Consider the following 19,566-nt stretch of genomic DNA (forward strand, 5'->3'; position numbering starts at 1 on the left):
ACAGCCCTTTTCAGCCGCGCAATGTCTCAACCACATCAATCCAGCCGTGGCCGCCTGAAATTTCCAGGCCATCCATCCAGCGCCTGAGCATATTCAGCGCCATCATCGCTACCACGTCCTGGCGGGCTTTTAAGCCGTGGCGGTTGACGTTGAACTTCACTTTTTGTCCCCAGCTTCCGCCCGGCGTATGTAAGGCAATATTCAGATGCTCGTCCTGGATGCTGCCGACCGCCAGCGCCAGCTCGCTCTGGCTGGTTTGCGCAAGTGACTGGCTACGGGCGACCAGCTCTGCCAGCGTTTCTTCACTGGCTGGCAGCACGCTTCCCGCAGCCAGCGGCGCTTCTGCCGACGCCAGCTGCCAGTGCAGCAGTCCGGCAGTAAACTGTTCGCTGATGGCCAGCTGGTAGCCCGCTTCTTTTAGCCGACGTGACAGCTGAGCGGGCAGCCCTTCAGTGCCTTCAAAAATAGTACTTTCACCAGCAATTTCCCGCACCTGCTGCCAGAACTGCTCCATCTCGGGCAGCTTAGAGGCCGGGCCGTTCAGCTTCAGTTCTATAATCGGCATTGAGGCGCGATAGCCCATCACCACGCCTTCAGGCAGCGGCAACGGCTCAATTTCCGAGGCCAGATCGCTTTCGCCCCGGCCAAAAGTGGTCAGGCGCAAACAGACCGGCGGATCTGATACCGGGAAGCGCGCTTTAAGGCGAGGAAGAATTTGCTGTTCAACCATCACTTTATATTCAGACGGCACGCCAGGCGTAAAGAATATCCAGCAGCGGTTCAGCTTGAGCGCAAAGCCGCAAGCGGTGCCCACCGGGTTATCCAGCATTTCTGCGCCGCGCGGAATTTCCGCCTGTTTACGATTGCTGTCCGCCATTTTTCGCCCGCGCCCGGCGAAGAAGGCTTCCATTTTCGCCAGCCACGCTTCGTGCATCACCAGCTCAACGCCTGCTGCCATCGCCGCAGCCTGCGCGCTTAAATCATCACTGGTTGGACCCAACCCGCCGTTCACGATCAATACATCAGCAATTTTGCTGCGTTCAGTGAGCACCGTCACCAGTTCGTTGATGTCATCGCCGACTGTCTGTCGACTGGTCATCGGCAATCCGTGCTGGAACAACACCTCAGCCAGCCACGCGGCATTGGTATCGACAATCTGTCCATGCAGTACTTCATCGCCGGTGGCGAGCATTTCCACTCTGATCATTTTGTTCTCCGGGTCGTTCAGTATTCGTTAACTGTATGAAGCCTGGGGAATAAACACAATGTCATTTTGCCGTTGCGTTTGTTTTGGGTATGGCAGCGATAGCCAGCACCAGATTGCTGAGGTCGCCGGTTCACGGGCAAACTAGCGGCATACAATAGCTTGTACCAATTAAAAACAGATTTTTAATAATAAAACCCCACTCATGCAGAGAGATTTCCCATGACAAAAAAAGGACTCACCACCGCTTCCGGCGCGCCCGTTGCCCATAATAATAATGTGATGACCGCAGGTCGCCGTGGGCCAATGCTGTTGCAGGATGTCTGGTTTTTGGAGAAGCTGGCCCACTTCGATCGCGAAGTGATCCCCGAGCGTCGCATGCACGCCAAAGGATCCGGCGCTTACGGCACCTTCACCGTAACCAAAGATATTACCCGCTTCAGCCGGGCCAAAATCTTTTCTGAGGTGGGGAAAAAAACCGATCTGTTTATGCGCTTTTCCACCGTGGCCGGCGAGCGCGGCGGTGCGGATGCCGAGCGCGATATCCGCGGCTTCTCAATGAAGTTCTATACCGAAGAAGGCAACTGGGATTTGGTAGGCAACAACACCCCGGTGTTTTATCTGCGCGATCCGTTAAAGTTCCCGGATCTTAACCACGTCGTTAAGCGCGATCCTCGCACGAACCTGCGTAATCCCACCTATAAATGGGATTTCTTTTCGCAGCTGCCTGAATCCCTGCACCAGCTAACCATCGACTTCAGCGATCGTGGCCTGCCCACTTCCTATCGCCATATCCATGGCTTTGGCAGCCACACCTACAGCTTTATCAATGACCAGCAGGAACGCTTTTGGGTGAAATTCCATATGCGTTGCGAACAGGGCATTGAGAACCTGATGGATGATGAAGCCGCGCTGCTGATTGGTCGCGATCGTGAAAGCTCGCAGCGCGATCTGTTTGACGCTATTGAACAGGGTAATTTCCCGCGCTGGAAATTCTTTGTGCAAATTATGCCTGAAGCGGAAGCCTCAGCGACGCCCTATAACCCGTTTGACCTGACCAAAGTCTGGCCGCACGCCGACTATCCGCTGATTGAAGTGGGTGAATTTGAGCTAAATCGTAACCCGGACAACTATTTTGCTGAAGTAGAACAGGTGGCGATGAGTCCGGCAAACGTGGTGCCCGGCATTGGTTTCTCGCCCGACCGCATGTTGCAGGGGCGTCTGTTCTCTTATGGTGATGCGCATCGTTACCGTCTGGGCGTCAACCATCATCAGATCCCGGTTAACGCGCCGAAATGCCCGTTCCATAACTATCATCGCGACGGCGCAATGCGCGTCGACGGCAACAGCGGCAATGGTGCGACTTATGAACCGAACAGCTTCCATGTTTTTCAGGAACAGCCGGATTTTAGCGAGCCGCCGCTGTCACTCGAAGGCGCGGCCGACCACTGGAACCATCGTGAAGATGACGACTATTTCTCCCAGCCTCGCGCCCTGTTTAACCTGCTTGGCGAAGAGGAGCACCAGCGCATGTTCAAACGAATTGCCGGTGAGCTGATTCAGATCCCGGAATTCATCCAGCAGCGCCAGCTTGCGCTTTTCTATCAGGTGGATCCGGCTTACGGCGCGGGCGTTGAAGAAGCGTTGAAACAAGCGAAATAATCAGATCCGGGCGGATTACCGCCCTTTTTCCTGCTGCGCTACCCAATTTATCAACTGTCGGCGGGAAATCTTAATACCACCGCTGTCCAGCTCCGGTAGCAGATACCACCTTACCGGCCGCTGGAAACCCGCCAGCCTGGGCGCCGCCCAGGCTTCTAAAGCGCTTAACGACAGTTCAGGCTTTATCGCTACCAGCGCGACCGGCCGATGACCATATTCTTCGTCCTCTTTCGGCACAATAAATACCTGATCAACAGCGGGATGCGCTGCCAGCACCGCTTCCACCTGCTCTGGCTGAATGCCTTCGCCCGCGGAAAAAAACTGGTTGTCCAGCCTGCCGGTCAGCTGAAGTTCACCTGCCACCCAGTGGCCACCATCACGAGTATGAAACCAGCCGTCCTCATCCACCAACGGCAGCAGCTCGCCATTTTGCCAGTAGCCACAGGCCAGCGCGGCCGACTGGAGCTGCACCTCGCCCGCCACCAGCCTGATGCGATGCCCTGCCAACGCCGTCCCCACGCCGACAGTTGCGCTGGCACGCTTAGCCGCGATGGTTGAGGCGGTTTCCGTCATGCCATAGCCACACCAGCAGGCAATGCCCTGCGCTTCTGCCTGCTGGGTAAGCGCTGGGGAAATGGCCGCACCGCCTAACAAAACCGTGCGCAGCTGTGTCGGGAGAGGTTGTTGCAACAAGCGCCAGAGCTGGGTCGGTACCAATGACGCAAAGCTGCACCGCGCCAGCGAGGCTGACAGCGTTGCGCCATCTGTCAGCGCCAGCCCGCCGCCAACGCTCAGCCAGCGCCAGAGGATCCCCTGACCTGAAACGTGATACAGCGGTAGCGAAAGCAGCCAGCTGTCCGCTGCGGTAAAACCCATCTTTTCTACCACGCCCTGCGCGCTGGCCAGATGCGCTTTTAAAGTATGGGCCGCTGCTTTTGGCCGCCCGGATGAGCCGGAGGTCAGCGTCAGCGTGGCGATAGTCTCCACCTGCCACTCATGCCTGACCGTTCCGCTTCGCGGCTGGCGCTGTAAGGCGGCTATCCCGGCAGGCGGATCGCCTTTTAACGTCAGGGCAAAATCGATATTCAATGAAGGCAGAAAATCTGTCTGGCTGGCAGGAAGCTGGGGATTTAGCGGCAGCAGGCGAGCCCCACACTGCAACAAGGCAAGATACGCCAGTACGGCCTGCTCGCTGCTGTCTGCCTGTAGCACCACGCCACAGCCAGCATGAATGCCCTGACGGATAAAGCCTGCGGCGAGCTCGTCAATTTGCCGCGTCAGCTGCGACCAGCTAAGTGTACGCTGGCCTTGTCGGAGCGCACATGCTTCCGCTCTCTGCCGTGCCCAGTGCCGCCATGGCCAGTCACTAAATGTTCGCATTTGGGTTTCTGATAAACCGTTATTCAGCGCTGCCATACTGTCACCAAATCGTCTGCCGTTAGCAGCGGCAAAGAAGAGTGCGGCCAGCGGCGAACCAGCTGCTGCTGCATCAGCGCCAGCGTATCCAGGCCGGGCGTGACGCCAGGCGTTAGCCATTCAGCCACGCGCGCCAGCTGCGTCAGGCCAAGGCTGGACTCCACCGACGAGCTGATGACTGCCGTCAGGCCTGCACGTTGTGCTTCAGCAATCAGCGTGCGTACCTGACTCAGGCTGCCGGTTAACATCGGTTTAATCACCACTGCACGCAGATGCGGTTCAGCGAGGGGCAAAAAATTTGCTTCACGTACGCTTTCATCCCACGCAAGCGCCAGGCCGGTTTCCCGGGCAAAAGTTCTGGATTCCTGCTGCGTGCGGCAAGGTTCTTCAATAAACGCAATGCGTGAACGCAGCCGTTCGGGTACTTTGCGGGCAAACTGATGTGCTTTCTCCAGGCTCCACTGCCGGTTGGCATCCAGCCGTAAGGTCAGGGTCGGTAACGCTTCCAGCAGCAATGCGGCGATCATGCCGTCACGCACCGGTTCATACAGGCCCACCTTCATTTTTGCTACTGGTGCTGACTGCTGAGAGAGCTGGCTGAACAGTTCATCGGGATCGCCCACGCAAAGCGTCGCGCTCTGATAGTTCCCCGCCTCAGGCAGTTCATCGTTCAGCTCGGCCAACGCGCAGCTCACCCCAAATGCGACCGACGGGAGCGGGCTTTCAGCCGGATTTTCTCCGTTACACCAGCTTTCCAGCCAGCAGGTCGCCGCCGCCAGCGCAGCGTCCGGCGTTTCCTGGCTGAATCCGGGGAGCGGCGCAATCTCACCCCACCCGACGGCCCCGTGGTCATTCAGCCTGACCAGCCAGCCACAGCGCGTTGTTACCCGACGATCGCGCAGTACCGTCCCGGCCGCCAAAGGTATGTTGTAACTAAGAAGCGTAGCCTGGCGCATTATGGATTACGCTTAAATCGACTGAAGTCGGGCTGGCGCTTCTGATTAAACGCATTACGTCCTTCCTGGCCCTCTTCAGTCATATAAAACAGCATGGTGGCGTTACCGGCCAGTTCCTGCAAGCCTGCCTGGCCATCACAGTCGGCATTCAGCGCGGCTTTCAAACAGCGCAGCGCCATCGGACTGTTTTGCAGCATCTCGCGGCACCAGCACACCGTCTCTTTTTCCAGTTCGGCCAGCGGGACAACGGTATTGACCAGCCCCATATCCAGCGCCTGCTGAGCGTTGTACATCCGGCACAAGAACCAGATTTCGCGGGCTTTTTTCTGCCCGACGATGCGCGCCATATACGCCGCTCCCCAGCCGCCATCAAAAGAACCGACTTTTGGCCCGGTCTGGCCGAACTGCGCGTTATCAGCAGCAATGGTCAGATCGCACATCATATGCAGCACGTGCCCGCCGCCCACCGCATAACCCGCCACCATTGCCACAATCGGTTTAGGACAGGTGCGGATTTGCCGCTGGAAATCCAGCACGTTGAGATGATGAACGCCAGACTCGTCACGGTAACCGCCATAGTCGCCGCGAATTTTCTGATCGCCTCCGGCACAAAAAGCCTCGCTGCCTTCGCCGGTCAGGATAATTACGCCAATCTGTTCATCGTGGCGGGCATCGTTTAGCGCCAGCAGCATCTCCTTCACCGTCTGCGGCCGAAAGGCATTACGCACCTGCGGACGGTTGATGGTAATTTTGGCGATGCCGTCCAGCGATTTATGAAAACGTATATCGCTGAAACCGGCATCACACGCCTGCCATTCTACTGGCGCATAAAGGGTCGCTTCATCGGGATAGATCATGTTGATTCCTCAAGAGAGAGTTTCTGTGCCAGCAGCCGGCCAAAGGCGCCTGGATTAGCGCGATGCGCGTTATGACCCGCGGCAGGAATCGCGTCGCAGGGCAAGGCAGCCTGTCGGGCGAGCTGGCTAAACTTCGCGTCCTGCTCGCCGCATAGCGAATAAACCGGACAAGGCAGCCGCTGTAGTTCAGGCAGTAAATTGGGTTGCTTCGCCAGCGAGGTCGCCAGCAGCATGGAAGCCAGCGCCTGCGGATGATTATGGCTGCGCAGTGAAATCAGCTGCTGCCGCTGCGCTGCGCTGAGATCGGCAAAGACCGGCTGCCGATACCATTCGTCCAGCGTCTGGTGCAGCGGCTGCTGGCAAAAGCGTGTCGCCCAGCGCCGATCCGCCGCCAGCCTGTGCGCTCTGTCGTCTGCGTTCAGGCCGTGGTGGGCGCTTTCTACCACCAGTCCGGCCAGTTCGGCTCCGCTGTGGCGGCAGGCATGAAACATGGCGATGCGCCCTCCGAGTGAATAACCGATCAGCCAGTAACGCCGGATGCGATGATGATGCAGCGTGGCAGTCAGTCGGGCTGAAAGCTGGTCAAAATCGCTAATCTGCTGCGCACGGGAACCGCCGTGGCCTGGGAGATCGATGCTGAGCTGCGGCCAGTCGCTGAACCCGGACTGAACAGGCAGCCAGTCCGCGCTGCTGCCCAAAAAGCCATGCAGCCAGACCAAAACCGGTCGGCTGCTGTGATGAGATCCCTGCCAGTGAGCATGCAAAATCATACGTCCCCCTTCACGGCAGCCGCCAGCAGGCTGGCGCCCTGGCAATCCTCAACCCGTAATTCAATCAAGGTGGCTTTTTCACTTAGCCAGGCTTGCTCAACAGCGGAAAGCAACGATGTCCAGTCCTGCGGCTGGTGATAGCGCAACGCAAACATCGCCGCCGCTGCGGAAAAATCCACCTGCTGCGGCATGGCAAAAAACCGCTCGCGCTGTTCGAGGGGCGTAGGGAGCAGTGAAAATATCCGGCCGCCATTGTTGTTTACTACGATCAGCACCAGCGGCGCAGTGACCTGCCTGAGTAACGCCAGGCTGTTGAGATCATACAGTGCCGAAAGATCGCCGATCGCCGCCAGTAACGGTTTTTGGCTGGCGCGCTGGATACCTGCTGCGGTGGAAATTAATCCGTCGATGCCGCTGGCTCCCCGGTTAGCGAAAACGGGATAGCCCGCGGGAAGCTGAGCAAAAGCATCCACCAGGCGAATAGTCAGGCTGTTGCCGAGAAACAAACTGCCTTCTGGCGGCAACAGCGCTGGCAACAGCGCGGCCAGCCGGGCTTCGCCAAACTGCGTCAGTTTGCGTCTGAGCCGGGTTTGCGTCTCATTCGCCAGCGTCGTTAAGGAAGGAGCCCAGCAGGGGTGGGCAACGGCAGGATGCGCGGCCAGCCAGGCGGCAATACCGGCCTTAATACGACGGCTGCGATGATGGGCAGGATCGAGGCGGCCCGGCAGCGGATCGATCAGCCACCAGGCATCCGGCTGAGCGGCTGCCAGCCAGGAGGTGACGTTTTTACCGGTCAGATGGCCACCAAACTGCACGATGATTTGCGTCTGCGATAACGTTTCCCGCGCATGAGGTTCGCGCAGCCAGACTTCCGCGCAGGGCAACGGCATGCCGGTTTGCGACTGCACATCTGCCAGTAAAGGCCAGCCCAGTTCAGCCGCCCATGCTGCCAGCCGCTCGCCCTCTTCGGCACTCATCTTGCCCGCAACGATGAGTCCACGCCTCTGCCGCCAGCTGTGCCAGTCACTCATTACAGGCGTACTTTGACCGTCATCCAGCGTAAGCCAGCGCTGATCGTCATGCCACCAGCGGCCAAGCGGGTCGTACCAGCGCTGAAACGTCTCGCCTTCTTCGCCATAAAGCGGCTCTGCCAGAGGACAATTAATATGTACCGCTCCTGACGAATGCCGTTGCAAAAGCGCATCGATGGCGGAGACCAGCCAGCGAGCCGGAATATCAGGCGAAGGACGAGGTAAATTCAGGGAACCACTGATATGTGAGGCAAAAATGCCGGTCTGACCGATAGCCTGATTCGCGCCGCAGTCAATCAGCTCTGGCGGCCGATCGGCGCTGATAACAATCAGGCGTTCCCCGGTCAGGCTTGCTTCAATAACCGCAGGATAAAGGTTGGCGACGGCAGTCCCGGAAGTCACAATAATCGCTACCGGTTGACGGCTCGCTTTCGCCAGGCCCAGTGCGAGATGTCCAAGGCCGCGCTCGTCGAAATGCGTATGGCAAATCATGCGTTTCCCGGCTTCAAGCGTCAGCGGTGCAGAGCGCGAGCCTGCCGCGATGCAGATGTGCTCCACCCCGTGGCGGGTTAAGGCATGAAGGATCACGGCAGCCCAGCTGCGGTTGAAGATACTGTGTGACATAACCCACTCCAGATCAAACAAGCAGCGGGCAGTATAAAAGAGCCTTCAGCGGCTCATTTTGATTTAAGCCAGGATTAACGCGCTATTTCCAGTTTTGTAACAAAAGCATCTTTCCGGCGCAGAACAGGCGCGCACCAGGCGTAATAAAACAAAACGGGCGCCCCGAAGGACGCCCGTCTCTGCACAACGCAATGATTAGCGACGTGCGAGCAGTAAACCGACAACCAGACCCAGAGTGGCACCAACGCCGATACCCTGCCATGGTTTTTCGTGTACGTATTCATCGGCACGGCTGGCGACCTGCTTAGCGCGATAGTAGTAGGTGTCGGAAGCATTGCTGACGCGAGCTTTAACGTCGTTCAGCGACTTCTCAGCCTTCGCTTTCAGCTCAACATACTTCTGATCGGCCGGATCGCCAGAGGATTTCAGCACCTCTTCCAGCGTTTCGGTCAGCAGCGCCAGATCGTCATCGAGACGGGTATCTTGTGGATCGATTTCAGTTGCGTTAGCCATAACATCTCCTTGTGCGAATAATATTCTTCAATAACTATAGACACTTTCCACCGCTTTGCTTCCCGTGCAGGCCAGGAATCGCCTGATAATGCATTATTATTTTGCGCTGTCCCAAACGTTGCATTAGGGTTGCGTGCTTCAGGGCTGTTGCGTTAAACCCGTGTGAAGTCCTTTTTCAGGATACAATCGTAAAACGCGTGAAAGCAGATGAACTCACTGCTTTTATCGGATTTATCTGTTAAGTTTTTGCCTGACTGAATTTCTGACGCCACATGCTGTCGTAAAACCCTGTGACCCGCTCACAATTCAGATTAAATGACGACCTGCTTGCAGGTCAGCCCTGAAAGTGCAACAGCACAACAGTCACTACAAACTCCGTTCAGCAAAGGAAATGACTCTGGCATGAATCGAAGAATGTTTATGAAAGCGTCAATGGCTTTCGCTACGGTAAGCGGGATGTCCGGTTTATCGACTTTATTTGCGCAGGCCGCCTGGGCAGATACCGATATCGCCGACGGCACGGCGAAAAATTTTGATTACGACGTGCTGAAGAAGATGGCCGCAGACCTTGCGAAAAAGCCTTACGGCGGCGCGCCAGCTCCCCTGCCGGAAACGCTGGCGACGATGACGCCACAGGCTTACAACGAAATTCAGTACGACGCCAGTCACTCGCTGTGGAACGACATTCCTAATCGCGAACTTGACGTCCAGTTTTTCCATGTCGGGATGGGCTTTAAACGCCGCCTGCGCATGTTCTCAGTTGATAACAACCGTCAGGCGCGCGAGATCCATTTCCGCCCGGAGCTGTTCAACTACAACAATGCCAAAGTGGACACCAAACAGCTGGAAGGCAAAACCGATCTGGGCTTTGCTGGCTTCCGCGCCTTCAAAAAGCCTGAACTGGCAAGCAAGGACATCGTTTCCTTCCTCGGTGCCAGCTACTTCCGCGCCGTCGATGAAACCTATCAATACGGCTTGTCCGCTCGCGGCGTTGCGATTAATACTTTCGGCAGTAAAGAAGAGTTCCCGGACTTCACCGCCTTCTGGTTTGATACGCCAAAAGCGGATGACACCACCTTTACCGTCTATACATTGCTGGATGGCGAAAGCTGTACGGGCGCATTTAAATTCATCATCCACTGCGAAGAGAAACGCGTGGTGATGGAGGTGGAAAATCATCTGTATGCCCGCAAAGATATCGATCAGTTGGGTATTGCGCCGATGACCACCATGTTCAGCTGCGGCAATAACGAACGTCGTATGTGTGACACCATTCATCCGCAGATCCACGACTCCGATCGTCTGGCAATGTGGACCGGCAACGGCGAGTGGATCTGCCGTCCGCTGAACAATCCGCAGCGTCTGACCTATAACGCTTATCAGGATGAAAACCCGCGCGGCTTCGGCATGTTGCAGCTTAATCATGATTTCCAGGATTATCAGGACGTGATTGGCTGGTACAACAAGCGTCCCAGCCTGTGGGTTGAGCCGGTTGGTAAATGGGGCAAAGGGGCCATCAACCTGATGGAAATCCCGACGACCGGCGAAACGCTGGATAATATTGTCTGCTTCTGGCGTCCGGCTGACGCGATCAAGGCGGGAAGCGAGCACAGCTTCAGCTATAAGCTCTACTGGAGCGGCCTGCCACCGGTACGCAGCGGCCTTTCTCGTGTTAACGCAACGCGTACCGGCATGGGCGGTTTCCCGGAAGGCTGGGCGCCGGGTGAGCATTACCCGGATGTCTGGGCGCGTCGTTTCGCCGTTGATTTTGTCGGTGGCGATCTGAAAGCGGCTGCACCGAAAGGCATTGAGCCGGTGATTACGACGACGTCAGGCACGATTAAGCAGGTTGAAATCCTCTACGTCGAACCGATTGACGGCTATCGCATCCTGTTTGACTGGTATCCGAACAGCCCGTCAACCGAGCCGGTGAACCTGCGTCTGTTCCTGCGCACGAAAGATGAAACGCTGACTGAAACCTGGCTGTATCAATATTTCCCACCCGCGCCAGACAAGCGTAAATATGTCGATGACCGCCAGATGACGGCGGGCTAACACGACAAGGACGAAGATATTCTCAGCTGGGGTTAATGACTTACAGCAAGCGGAACATGGGCGAAGAGATCTTCGCCCATTTTTTTATCTGTCATACTATTTTGAACACGCCAGGGGTTCACTATTCAGCGAAAGCCATATGCCAGATCTCCAGCGTGCTCAGGTAATCAACCGGGTTACGAGAAGAATGACATTACTCGCGGTTGAAAGCCTTGATAGGTACAGTAATTAAATAACAGCAGGTAAAAATGTCCGATCCCGTTCAGTCATCTTTACGACTATTGCAAATGTGCTGCGAGCTTCATCGCATGGGCTACCAGAAGCTGCAAATCTATCCGGCGATGTCACCTTCTGGCGTTCACTGGCGCCTGACGCTTGCGCCGGCTGCGATATTTAGCAACTGGCACAGCTGTCCTGACGAGCGTTCAGAATTGCGGGTTCATTATGGCAGTGGCGACGGTGATGCGCCTTTTGGTTGGGAGGCAAGCAGAAGCCTTACCCCTCTTCAACTGGCGCAGAGGTTTATTCAGCACTGGCCCGAGCTGGCAGAATGTTGCAAAGGCAACAATGAATCTTATCGCGCCTGGCTGGCTGAATTAACCACTTTTTGCCTGCATAACAAAGCGTTGCCCTATTTTCAGGCTGACTGGCCTTGCGATTTTACCCAGGGTATTCCGTTAACCAACGGACAGTTTTTTCCACAGCTTCCGGAGACAAAACGGAGAAAAAGAAGCAGCCGCCTGCTGCGACTGCTAAAACGACTACCTTTTATCTGATACGTGCAATAAGGCCCGTTTACTTCTCCATATCCACATGCGGAATATTATCTTCCAGATAAACATCGCTCACCGTTTTAAAGCCAAAGTGGCCATAAAACGCCTGCAAATGCGCCTGAGCAGAGAGCTTGATTTTATGCTGAGGCCAGTGTTCTTTGCAGAGATCGACAGCCTGCTCCATTAAACGATTGCCGAGACTCAATCCACGCGCCTCGCTGGAGACGATGACCCGGCCAATTTTCACCGGCTGACTGTGTTCTTCAGGCGAAAGAATGCGGGCATAGGCCAGTAGCCGATCGTCAAACCAGCCCAGCAAATGACGATTTTCATGCGCCAAATCGGCGCCATCAATATCCTGATAGGCGCAGTTCTGCTCAACAACAAATACCGCATTACGCAAAGCCAGCAGCTGATAAAGCAGCGGCGCGCTTAGCTCGCTATGATGTAAATCCTGCCAGATAATATTCATTTTTTCCCTCGGTTGCCGCAAAGGATCCTGCTACGCTTTTCAAAAAAGTCTCGCCCTGTCTGGTTCTTTATCATCAGCGCGCGACGTCGGCCTGTCGATTCTGAAAGAGGTTATGCATGATCCCGCTCGCCAGTAACAGTGACTATTTCGACCAATCTTTCAGTAAGCTGGATTTTTCGGCCTCGCGTTTAGAAGGCACCAGCTTCGAAGAGTGTGAATTCAAACACTGTAACTTTACCTCAGCACGCCTGACCCGATGCAAATTTATTAACTGCACCTTCAGTCATTGTAATCTTAGCGTGATGGAGATCATCGGTTCGCGTTTCACTGAAATCAGTTTTGACGAGTGCAAACTCAGCGGTATTGACTGGACCCGGGCGCACTGGCCAGCATTCAGTCTTGCTCCTGAGCTGCAATTCACAAAGTCGATTTTGACTAATGCTTCTTTTTTTGGCCTGACGCTACGCGGCCTGAAACTGGAAGAGTGCCGGCTGAACGAGGTCGATTTCAGAGAGTGCGATCTCTCTTCTGCTGAAATTATCCGCTGCGACCTGGCAGGGAGTTTGTTCAGCAATACGAATCTCCGGGAAGCCGATTTTACCGATTCCTGGGACTTTCAAATCGATGTGCTGAACAACGCTGTCGCTCGCGCAAAATTTTCCCGTCTTGAAGCGGTAAGCCTGCTGGAAAGTCTGGGTATTGAGCTGGTTGATTAACGGCGGGTTAACCGAGCGGCAGATGAAAAAAACGGGCTCCAGAGAGCCCGTTTTCCATCAACTACATCAGCGGCTGGGCCATCTGCACCAGTGAGATCAGCGGCTGAGGATAGATACCCAGCAGCAGGACCAGAATGGCTGAAATCAGCACCACCACACCGCCCGCGGTAAATGCCCAGTTGGCTGGCGTATCACGCTGTAACAGCTCCGGCGGCGTCAGATAAAGACTGACGGTGACGCGCAGATAGTAGTAAAGGCCAATGGCGCTCCCTACCACTACCGCACCGGTCAGCCACCACAAATTGGCGCTCACACCCACCGCGATAACGTAAAACTTACCGATAAAGCCTAACGTCATCGGGATCCCCGCCAGCGACAGCATCATCACGGTCATCACCGCCGACAGGATTGGGCGATGCCAGAACAGACCACGATACGAATACAGGGAGTCTGCATCCGGGCCGCGGTACGGGCTGGACATCAGGCTTACCACACCAAAGGCACCCAGGCTGCTAAACAGATAACCCGCCAGATAAACGCCTACCGCTTCCAGCGACAGCTGATGCGTCTGAATGGCAATCAGCGCCACCAGCAGATAGCCCAGATGCGCAATCGACGAATAGCCCAGCAGACGCTTGATATTGCTCTGCGAAATCGCCATCAGGTTGCCGAACAGAATCGACGCAACGGCAATAATCGCCAGCACCAGACGCACAGCCTCGCTGTCAGCCGCTGGCGCGTACAGGAACAGACGCATCACCACGCCAAAAATGGCGATTTTGCTGGCGGTGGCGAGGAAAGTCGAGACCGGCGCAGGCGCGCCCTGATAGACATCCGGCGTCCACAGGTGGAAAGGCACCAGCGAGAGCTTAAAGCCGAGCCCAACGATCATCATCCCCAGGCCGGCCAGCAGCAGCGGCTGATGCAGCATACTGTCGTTCAGGCTGTGACCGAGCGCGACAAAGCCCAGATTGCCGGAGTCGGCGTAAAGTAGCGCCATACCAAACAGCAGAAACGATGAAGCCACCGCCGACATAATGGTGTACTTGATGCTCGCTTCCAGCGAGCGTTTTTGCTGGAAGGCATAACCGACCAGGCCAAACAGCGGCAGAGAAATCAGCTCAATACCGATAAACATGGACGCCAGATGATTCGCGCTGGCCAGCACAATGCCGCCCAGCGCCGCAATCAGCACCAGCAGATAGAACTCTTCCCGGTTATCCGGGTAAGTCTCCAGCCACGGGTAAGCAAAGGTACAGGTCGCCAGGCTGGCAAGGATCACCAGCCCGGTATAGAGCATTGAAAAACCATCGACCCGCAGCAGCGGCGTGACGTCCATTGGCGCGGCCTGCCCGACAAACCAGAGCGAGAACAGCGCCAGGTTAAGGCCAACTACCGCCAGCGTGGCGTTGACGAAGTGGTTGCGTCGCCACGCAATGGACAGCATCACCACGACTACCGTCAATCCGACGATCAGCATCGGCAGAAGCGCGATCAATTGTTGAGGAGTTATTGTCATGGCGAATTACGGCCTTGTAGTTGAAATTGAAGCGGTGTACCACTGCTGAATATTGCTCATGGCAGCATGTGAGGTATCCAGAATCGGCTGCGGATAAACGCCCAACAGCACCAGCAGAACCACCAGCACCATAATCATCAGGAACTCACGCGGCGACATCCCGCGCAGCGGCGTTTCTGACTTTGGCGCACCGTAATAGGCGCGCTGCATCATGATCAGCGAGTAAACGGAAGCGAAAACCAGGCCAAATGTCGCAACAACGATAATAACCGGTACCGACTGGAAGCTGCCGGTGAGGATCATAAATTCCCCCACGAAGTTCCCGGTGCCCGGCATGCCAAGGTTGGCAACGGCAAAAAATAGCGACAGACCCGGTAGCCATTTAATGCGCGACCACAGACCGCCCATCTGGCGCATATCGCGGGTATGCAGGCGTTCATAAAGCTGGCCGCACAGAATAAACAGTGCCGCAGCAGACAGACCGTGAGCAATCATCTGTACTACCGCGCCCTGGAACGCCAGCTGGCTGCCGGTGTAGATGGCGATCAGCACAAAGCCCATATGCGAGATAGAGGTATAAGCGATCAGGCGCTTGATATCGTACTGCGAGAACGCCATCCACGCGCCGTAGAAAATACCGATAATCCCCAGCCACATCGCAATCGGCGCAAACTCTGCCGATGCATTGGGGAACAGCGGTAGCGCAAAGCGCAGCAGGCCGTAAGCTGCGGTTTTCAACAGGATCCCCGCGAGGTCAACCGAACCTGCCGTTGGTGCCTGACTGTGCGCATCGGGCAGCCAGCCATGCAGCGGCACAACCGGCATTTTCACCGCGAAAGCGATAAAGAAGCCGAGCATCAGCATATATTCAACGCTGTTCGACATCGGCGTTTTCAGCAGATCTTCGTAGTTGAAGGTCCACACGCCGGTGGCGTTGTAGTTGACGAAAACCAGCGCCAGAATGGCAATCAGCATCACCAGGCCGCTGGCCTGCGTATAGATAAAGAATTTGGTCGCGGCGGTAATACGTGTCTTCCCGTCCGAGGCTTTATGACCCCAAAGTGCGATGAGGAAATACATCGGCACCAGCATCATTTCCCAGAAGAAGAAGAACAGGAACATGTCGATGGCAAGGAACACGCCAATCACGCCGCCGAGGATCCACAACAGGTTAAGGTGGAAGAAGCCCTGCCATTTTTCAATCTCGTTCCATGAACAGAGAATAGCCATCACGCCAAGCAGGCCGGTAAGCACGACCATCAGCAGCGACAGACCGTCCAGCGCCAGGTGCACGCTAATGCCAAAACGTGGGATCCACGAATGCGAAAATTCAGACTGCCACTGTGGCAGGCCCACAGCCTGCGTTAACGAATAGCCGCCCTGCAACCAAAGTTGCAACGATAGCGCCAGCGTCAGTCCCATTGCGATCAGCGCGATCCAGCGCGGCAGCTTGACGCTAAAGCGTTCCAGCTGCCAGCACAGCAGGCCACCGATGAACGGGATTAATATTAGCCAGGGTAATAACATGGCGATCTCTTCCCTTCTTTAGTCCCCGTTTGGGCTATCTTGCTCGGTATTTCGTTTTCCGGCAGTGCTCGCAATCCTCACATACCAAAGTATGCTGCGGTTGCTCCGCGCTGGCGGTAAACGAACTCCCTTCGCCGATGACGCCCGTTGTTCCGGGGAATATTTTTAAAAATATTTTTATTGGGATGAAGCAGCCTGCCTCATCCCCCGCTCACAAACCTTTAAACCACCATCAGCAGCGCCAGCACGACCACCGCACCAACGCTCATGGAAGCGACATACCAGCGCAGATAGCCGTTCTCGCTGACTACCAGCCCTTTGTTCGCCAGACGGGAGAACAGCGCCGGGATATTCATCAGCCCGTTCAGCGGATCGCTTTTCAGTACCCAGGCGACAAACAGGTAAGGCTTGACGAAAACCTTGTCATACAGCCAGTCGAAGCCCCAGGCAGCAAACCACCAGGTAGAGAAGAAGCGTCCCGGTGCGCTGCTGGCGATACTGTTTACCAGTGAGCGTTTACCCAGCCACAGGAACGCCGCGAGCAGGATGCCGACAATCGCTACCACGCCCGAGGTGATTTCCAGTGTCAGCACGCTGCCGTGCGCCAGTTCCGTCGTTTCTGGCAGTACGCCTCTGAGCGGTGGAACAATCAGTGCACCAATAAAGGTTGAGAGGATCAGCAGCACGATTAGCGGCAAATGATGCGTAATGCCTTTGCCCGCGTGCGCGTGAATTTTTTCTTCGCCATGGAAGGTAATAAAGATCATACGGAAGGTGTAGAGCGAGGTCATAAATGCGCCGACCAGACCCGCAACCATCAGGTTAATGTGTCCATTTGCCAGCGCGCCCGCCAGGATCTCATCCTTACTGAAGAAGCCCGCGGTAATCAGCGGTAACGCTGACAGCGCCGCGCCGCCCACCAGGAAGCAGACATACACCAGCGGAATGCTTTTACGCAGGCCGCCCATCTTGAAGATGTTCTGCTCGTGATGGCAGGCAAGGATCACCGAACCGGAAGAGAGGAACAGCAGCGCTTTAAAGAACGCATGGGTCATCAGATGGAAAATGGCCGCGTCCCAGGCCTGAACGCCCAGGGCGAGGAACATATAGCCAATCTGACTCATGGTTGAGTAAGCCAGCACGCGTTTGATATCGGTCTGCACCAGCGCGGCAAAGCCTGCCAGCACCAGCGTTATCGCACCAATAATCCCCACCAGATGCAGCACTTCCGGCGTCAGCAGGAACAGACCGTGACTGCGGGCAATCAGGTAAACGCCTGCCGTCACCATGGTTGCGGCGTGGATCAGCGCGGAAACCGGCGTTGGGCCTGCCATTGCATCGGCCAGCCAGGTTTGCAGCGGCAGCTGAGCAGATTTACCTACCGCGCCACCCAGCAGCATCAGCGTCGCCCATTGCAGCATGTGGTTATCCGCCGCGAAGTGCGCAGGCGCCAGCTCAACCATTTCGCGGAAGTTCAGCGTGCCCAGTTCGTTGTAGAGGATAAACAACGCAAACGCCAGGAACACATCGCCCACACGGGTGATGATAAAAGCTTTCATGGCCGCCGCGCCGTTTTTCGGATCGGTGTAGTAGAAGCCAATCAGCAGGTAGGAGCAAAGCCCCACCCCTTCCCAGCCCAGATACATCAGCATCAGGTTATCGGCCAGCACCAGAACCACCATGCTGGCGATAAACAGGTTGGTATAGGCAAAGAAGCGCGAATAGCCCTCATCTCCCCGCATATACCAGGAGGCAAACATGTGGATAAAGAAGCCCACGCCGGTAACAACCGACAGCATGGTCAGTGATAAACCGTCCAGCGTCAGGTTGACCTTGATATTAAAGTTGCCAACGTGCATCCAGGTCCAAAGCGCCTGATTAAATACGGGCTGTCCCTGGCTGAAAAAGTCGATACCGACCCAGATCGTGACCAGCGCCGCCAAACCGACGGAACCCATTCCCACCGTTGCCGACAGGTTTTCTGACCAGCGGCCGCGGGAAAAAGCCAGCAGCAAAAAGCCAATCAGCGGGAACAAAATGGTTAAATAGAGAAGATTCATCCGCGCATCTCACTCACTTTGTCAATGTTGAGGTTCTGGCTACGACGATGCAGCTGCAGCAACAGCGCCAGGCCGATACTGGCCTCCGCTGCGGCAAGGCTGATCGCCAGGATATACATCACCTGGCCGTCGGCTTGTCCCCAGTAGCTCCCCGCCACCACGAACGCCAGCGCTGCCGCGTTAATCATGATTTCGAGGCTAATCAGCATAAATAGCAGATTACGACGAATAATCACGCCAGTGAGGCCGAGGACAAAGAGAATAGCCGCCAGAATGAGGCCATGTTGCAAAGGGATCATGCGTGTTCCTCCTTCTTGCTTTTTGCTGCATCCGCAGGACGGTTACTCAGGACTTCGCCAGCACGCTGCTCGCGGCCAATGTGGTAAGCCACCACCAGACCCGCCAGCAGCAGCATGGAAGCCAGTTCCACCGCCAGCACGTAAGGACCAAACAGGCTGATACCCACGGCTTTGGCATCAATCATGGTGCCGTCAATGCCCTGATCGTTGATTGAGCGAATGGCGTAAACCACTACGCCCAGCAGCAGCAACGAGAGCAGCCCCGGCCCAAACCAGACGCCGGGCTTGAGCCATTCGCGCTCCTGAGCCTGAACGCTGTCGCCCAGGTTGAGCATCATCACCACGAACACAAAAAGCACCATAATCGCCCCGGCATAGACGATGATTTCCAACGCACCGGCGAAATAGGCGCCCAGCGTGAAAAACACCCCGGCAATCGCCAGCAGGGAGATAATCAGATACAGCAGTGCGTGGACCGGGTTAGTGTGGGTAATAACGCGCAACGTCGTTAGCACCGCCACCAGTCCGCAAAGATAAAATGCAAATTCCATGCCTGGCTCCTTAAGGTAACAAGCCCTTGACGTCGATGGGTTTGGCTTCATTGGCCGCTTCGCCTTTGTCCTTGCCATCAATCGCCATACCCGCCATCCGGTAGAAGTTATATTCCGGATATTTGCCCGGACCGGAAATCAGCAGGTTTTCTTTTTCATACACCAGATCCTGACGCTTGAACTCACCCAGTTCGAAGTCTGGGGTAAGCTGAATCGCAGTGGTCGGGCAAGCCTCTTCACACAGGCCACAGAAAATGCAGCGCGAGAAGTTGATACGGAAGAATTCGGGATACCAGCGGCCATCGGCCATTTCCGCTTTTTGCAGCGAGATACAGCCTACCGGACAGGCTACTGCGCAAAGGTTACAGGCGACGCAGCGTTCCTGACCATCGGGATCGCGTGTCAGCACAATACGCCCACGGTAGCGCGGCGGCAGGTAAACCGGCTCTTCCGGATACATCATGGTTTCACGCTTAGCAAACGCGTTAGAACCAATCAGCACGATACTGCGTACCGTTGTGCCAAATCCCACCAGAATGTCTTTAATATTCATCGATTAAC

Annotated in this window: 18 protein-coding genes; 4 read left to right on the plus strand and 14 right to left on the minus strand. The window is 55.9% G+C overall.

Annotated features, from left to right (window positions below):
- Positions 1-10: 10 nt before the first annotated feature.
- Positions 11-1,207, minus strand: coding sequence for a nicotinamide mononucleotide deamidase-related protein YfaY (locus tag EHV07_RS15695; RefSeq protein WP_147198939.1), 1,197 nt, complete (start codon positions 1,205-1,207; stop codon positions 11-13).
- Between the two features lie 219 nt (positions 1,208-1,426).
- Between EHV07_RS15695 and EHV07_RS15700 the strand changes: the two genes are divergently transcribed.
- Entirely contained in the window at positions 1,427-2,866 is a 1,440-nt protein-coding gene (locus EHV07_RS15700) for a catalase (RefSeq protein WP_147198940.1), read from the plus strand.
- Positions 2,867-2,881: 15 nt separating this feature from the next.
- Here EHV07_RS15700 and menE read toward each other — a convergent pair whose 3' ends face one another.
- From menE to elaB, 6 genes are all read right to left on the minus strand, one after another.
- Complete coding sequence (gene menE / locus EHV07_RS15705) at positions 2,882-4,246, minus strand: o-succinylbenzoate--CoA ligase (protein ID WP_147198941.1); 1,365 nt, start codon at positions 4,244-4,246, stop codon at positions 2,882-2,884.
- Between the two features lie 23 nt (positions 4,247-4,269).
- Positions 4,270-5,238 carry an o-succinylbenzoate synthase gene (gene menC, locus EHV07_RS15710; protein ID WP_147198942.1) on the minus strand — a complete coding sequence of 323 codons (969 nt, stop codon included), beginning with the start codon at positions 5,236-5,238 and terminating at the stop codon, positions 4,270-4,272.
- Positions 5,238-6,095: a 1,4-dihydroxy-2-naphthoyl-CoA synthase gene (menB, locus tag EHV07_RS15715; protein WP_147198943.1), complete on the minus strand. Its 858-nt coding sequence runs from the start codon at positions 6,093-6,095 to the stop codon at positions 5,238-5,240. The genes menC and menB overlap by 1 nt, the downstream gene beginning before the upstream one ends.
- The gene (gene menH, locus EHV07_RS15720; protein WP_147198944.1) at positions 6,092-6,865 is read right to left on the minus strand and encodes a 2-succinyl-6-hydroxy-2,4-cyclohexadiene-1-carboxylate synthase; all 774 of its coding nucleotides are present in this window, start codon (positions 6,863-6,865) and stop codon (positions 6,092-6,094) included. The genes menB and menH overlap by 4 nt, the downstream gene beginning before the upstream one ends.
- A complete protein-coding gene (gene menD / locus EHV07_RS15725) occupies positions 6,862-8,520 on the minus strand; it encodes a 2-succinyl-5-enolpyruvyl-6-hydroxy-3-cyclohexene-1-carboxylic-acid synthase (protein WP_147198945.1) in 1,659 nt (552 codons plus the stop codon). The genes menH and menD overlap by 4 nt, the downstream gene beginning before the upstream one ends.
- Before the next feature lie 195 nt (positions 8,521-8,715).
- Positions 8,716-9,033 (minus strand): stress response protein ElaB, encoded by a 318-nt coding sequence (gene elaB / locus EHV07_RS15730; protein ID WP_147198946.1) that lies wholly within the window; start codon positions 9,031-9,033, stop codon positions 8,716-8,718.
- A 402-nt stretch (positions 9,034-9,435) separates the two neighbouring features.
- Here elaB and EHV07_RS15735 point away from each other — a divergent pair, with 402 nt between their 5' ends.
- Complete coding sequence (locus EHV07_RS15735) at positions 9,436-11,088, plus strand: glucan biosynthesis protein D (RefSeq protein WP_168199641.1); 1,653 nt, start codon at positions 9,436-9,438, stop codon at positions 11,086-11,088.
- 248 nt (positions 11,089-11,336) lie between these two features.
- Positions 11,337-11,864, plus strand: a complete 528-nt coding sequence (locus EHV07_RS15740) for a hypothetical protein (protein ID WP_147198948.1) — start codon at positions 11,337-11,339, stop codon at positions 11,862-11,864.
- 19 nt (positions 11,865-11,883) lie between these two features.
- Here EHV07_RS15740 and EHV07_RS15745 read toward each other — a convergent pair whose 3' ends face one another.
- Positions 11,884-12,333, minus strand: a complete 450-nt coding sequence (locus tag EHV07_RS15745) for a GNAT family N-acetyltransferase (protein WP_147198949.1) — start codon at positions 12,331-12,333, stop codon at positions 11,884-11,886.
- A 116-nt stretch (positions 12,334-12,449) separates the two neighbouring features.
- Between EHV07_RS15745 and EHV07_RS15750 the strand changes: the two genes are divergently transcribed.
- Positions 12,450-13,049 carry a pentapeptide repeat-containing protein gene (locus EHV07_RS15750; protein ID WP_147198950.1) on the plus strand — a complete coding sequence of 200 codons (600 nt, stop codon included), beginning with the start codon at positions 12,450-12,452 and terminating at the stop codon, positions 13,047-13,049.
- A 61-nt stretch (positions 13,050-13,110) separates the two neighbouring features.
- Here the strand turns inward: EHV07_RS15750 and nuoN are convergent, their stop codons facing one another.
- The 6 genes from nuoN to nuoI form a co-directional block, all read right to left on the minus strand.
- Complete coding sequence (gene nuoN / locus EHV07_RS15755) at positions 13,111-14,568, minus strand: NADH-quinone oxidoreductase subunit NuoN (protein WP_147198951.1); 1,458 nt, start codon at positions 14,566-14,568, stop codon at positions 13,111-13,113.
- A 6-nt stretch (positions 14,569-14,574) separates the two neighbouring features.
- Complete coding sequence (nuoM, locus tag EHV07_RS15760) at positions 14,575-16,095, minus strand: NADH-quinone oxidoreductase subunit M (RefSeq protein ID WP_147198952.1); 1,521 nt, start codon at positions 16,093-16,095, stop codon at positions 14,575-14,577.
- A gap of 221 nt (positions 16,096-16,316) precedes the next feature.
- Positions 16,317-18,155: an NADH-quinone oxidoreductase subunit L gene (gene nuoL / locus EHV07_RS15765; protein ID WP_147198953.1), complete on the minus strand. Its 1,839-nt coding sequence runs from the start codon at positions 18,153-18,155 to the stop codon at positions 16,317-16,319.
- On the minus strand, positions 18,152-18,454 hold the full coding sequence (nuoK, locus tag EHV07_RS15770) for an NADH-quinone oxidoreductase subunit NuoK (protein ID WP_034916091.1): 303 nt from the start codon (positions 18,452-18,454) through the stop codon (positions 18,152-18,154). The genes nuoL and nuoK overlap by 4 nt, the downstream gene beginning before the upstream one ends.
- Entirely contained in the window at positions 18,451-19,005 is a 555-nt protein-coding gene (gene nuoJ / locus EHV07_RS15775; RefSeq protein WP_147198954.1) for an NADH-quinone oxidoreductase subunit J, read from the minus strand. Before nuoJ ends, nuoK begins: the two co-directional genes overlap by 4 nt.
- A gap of 10 nt (positions 19,006-19,015) precedes the next feature.
- The gene (gene nuoI / locus EHV07_RS15780) at positions 19,016-19,558 is read right to left on the minus strand and encodes an NADH-quinone oxidoreductase subunit NuoI (protein ID WP_147198955.1); all 543 of its coding nucleotides are present in this window, start codon (positions 19,556-19,558) and stop codon (positions 19,016-19,018) included.
- Between the last annotated feature and the right edge of the window lie 8 nt (positions 19,559-19,566).

Source organism: Pantoea sp. CCBC3-3-1 (genome assembly GCF_007981265.1).
Lineage (GTDB): Bacteria > Pseudomonadota > Gammaproteobacteria > Enterobacterales > Enterobacteriaceae > Erwinia.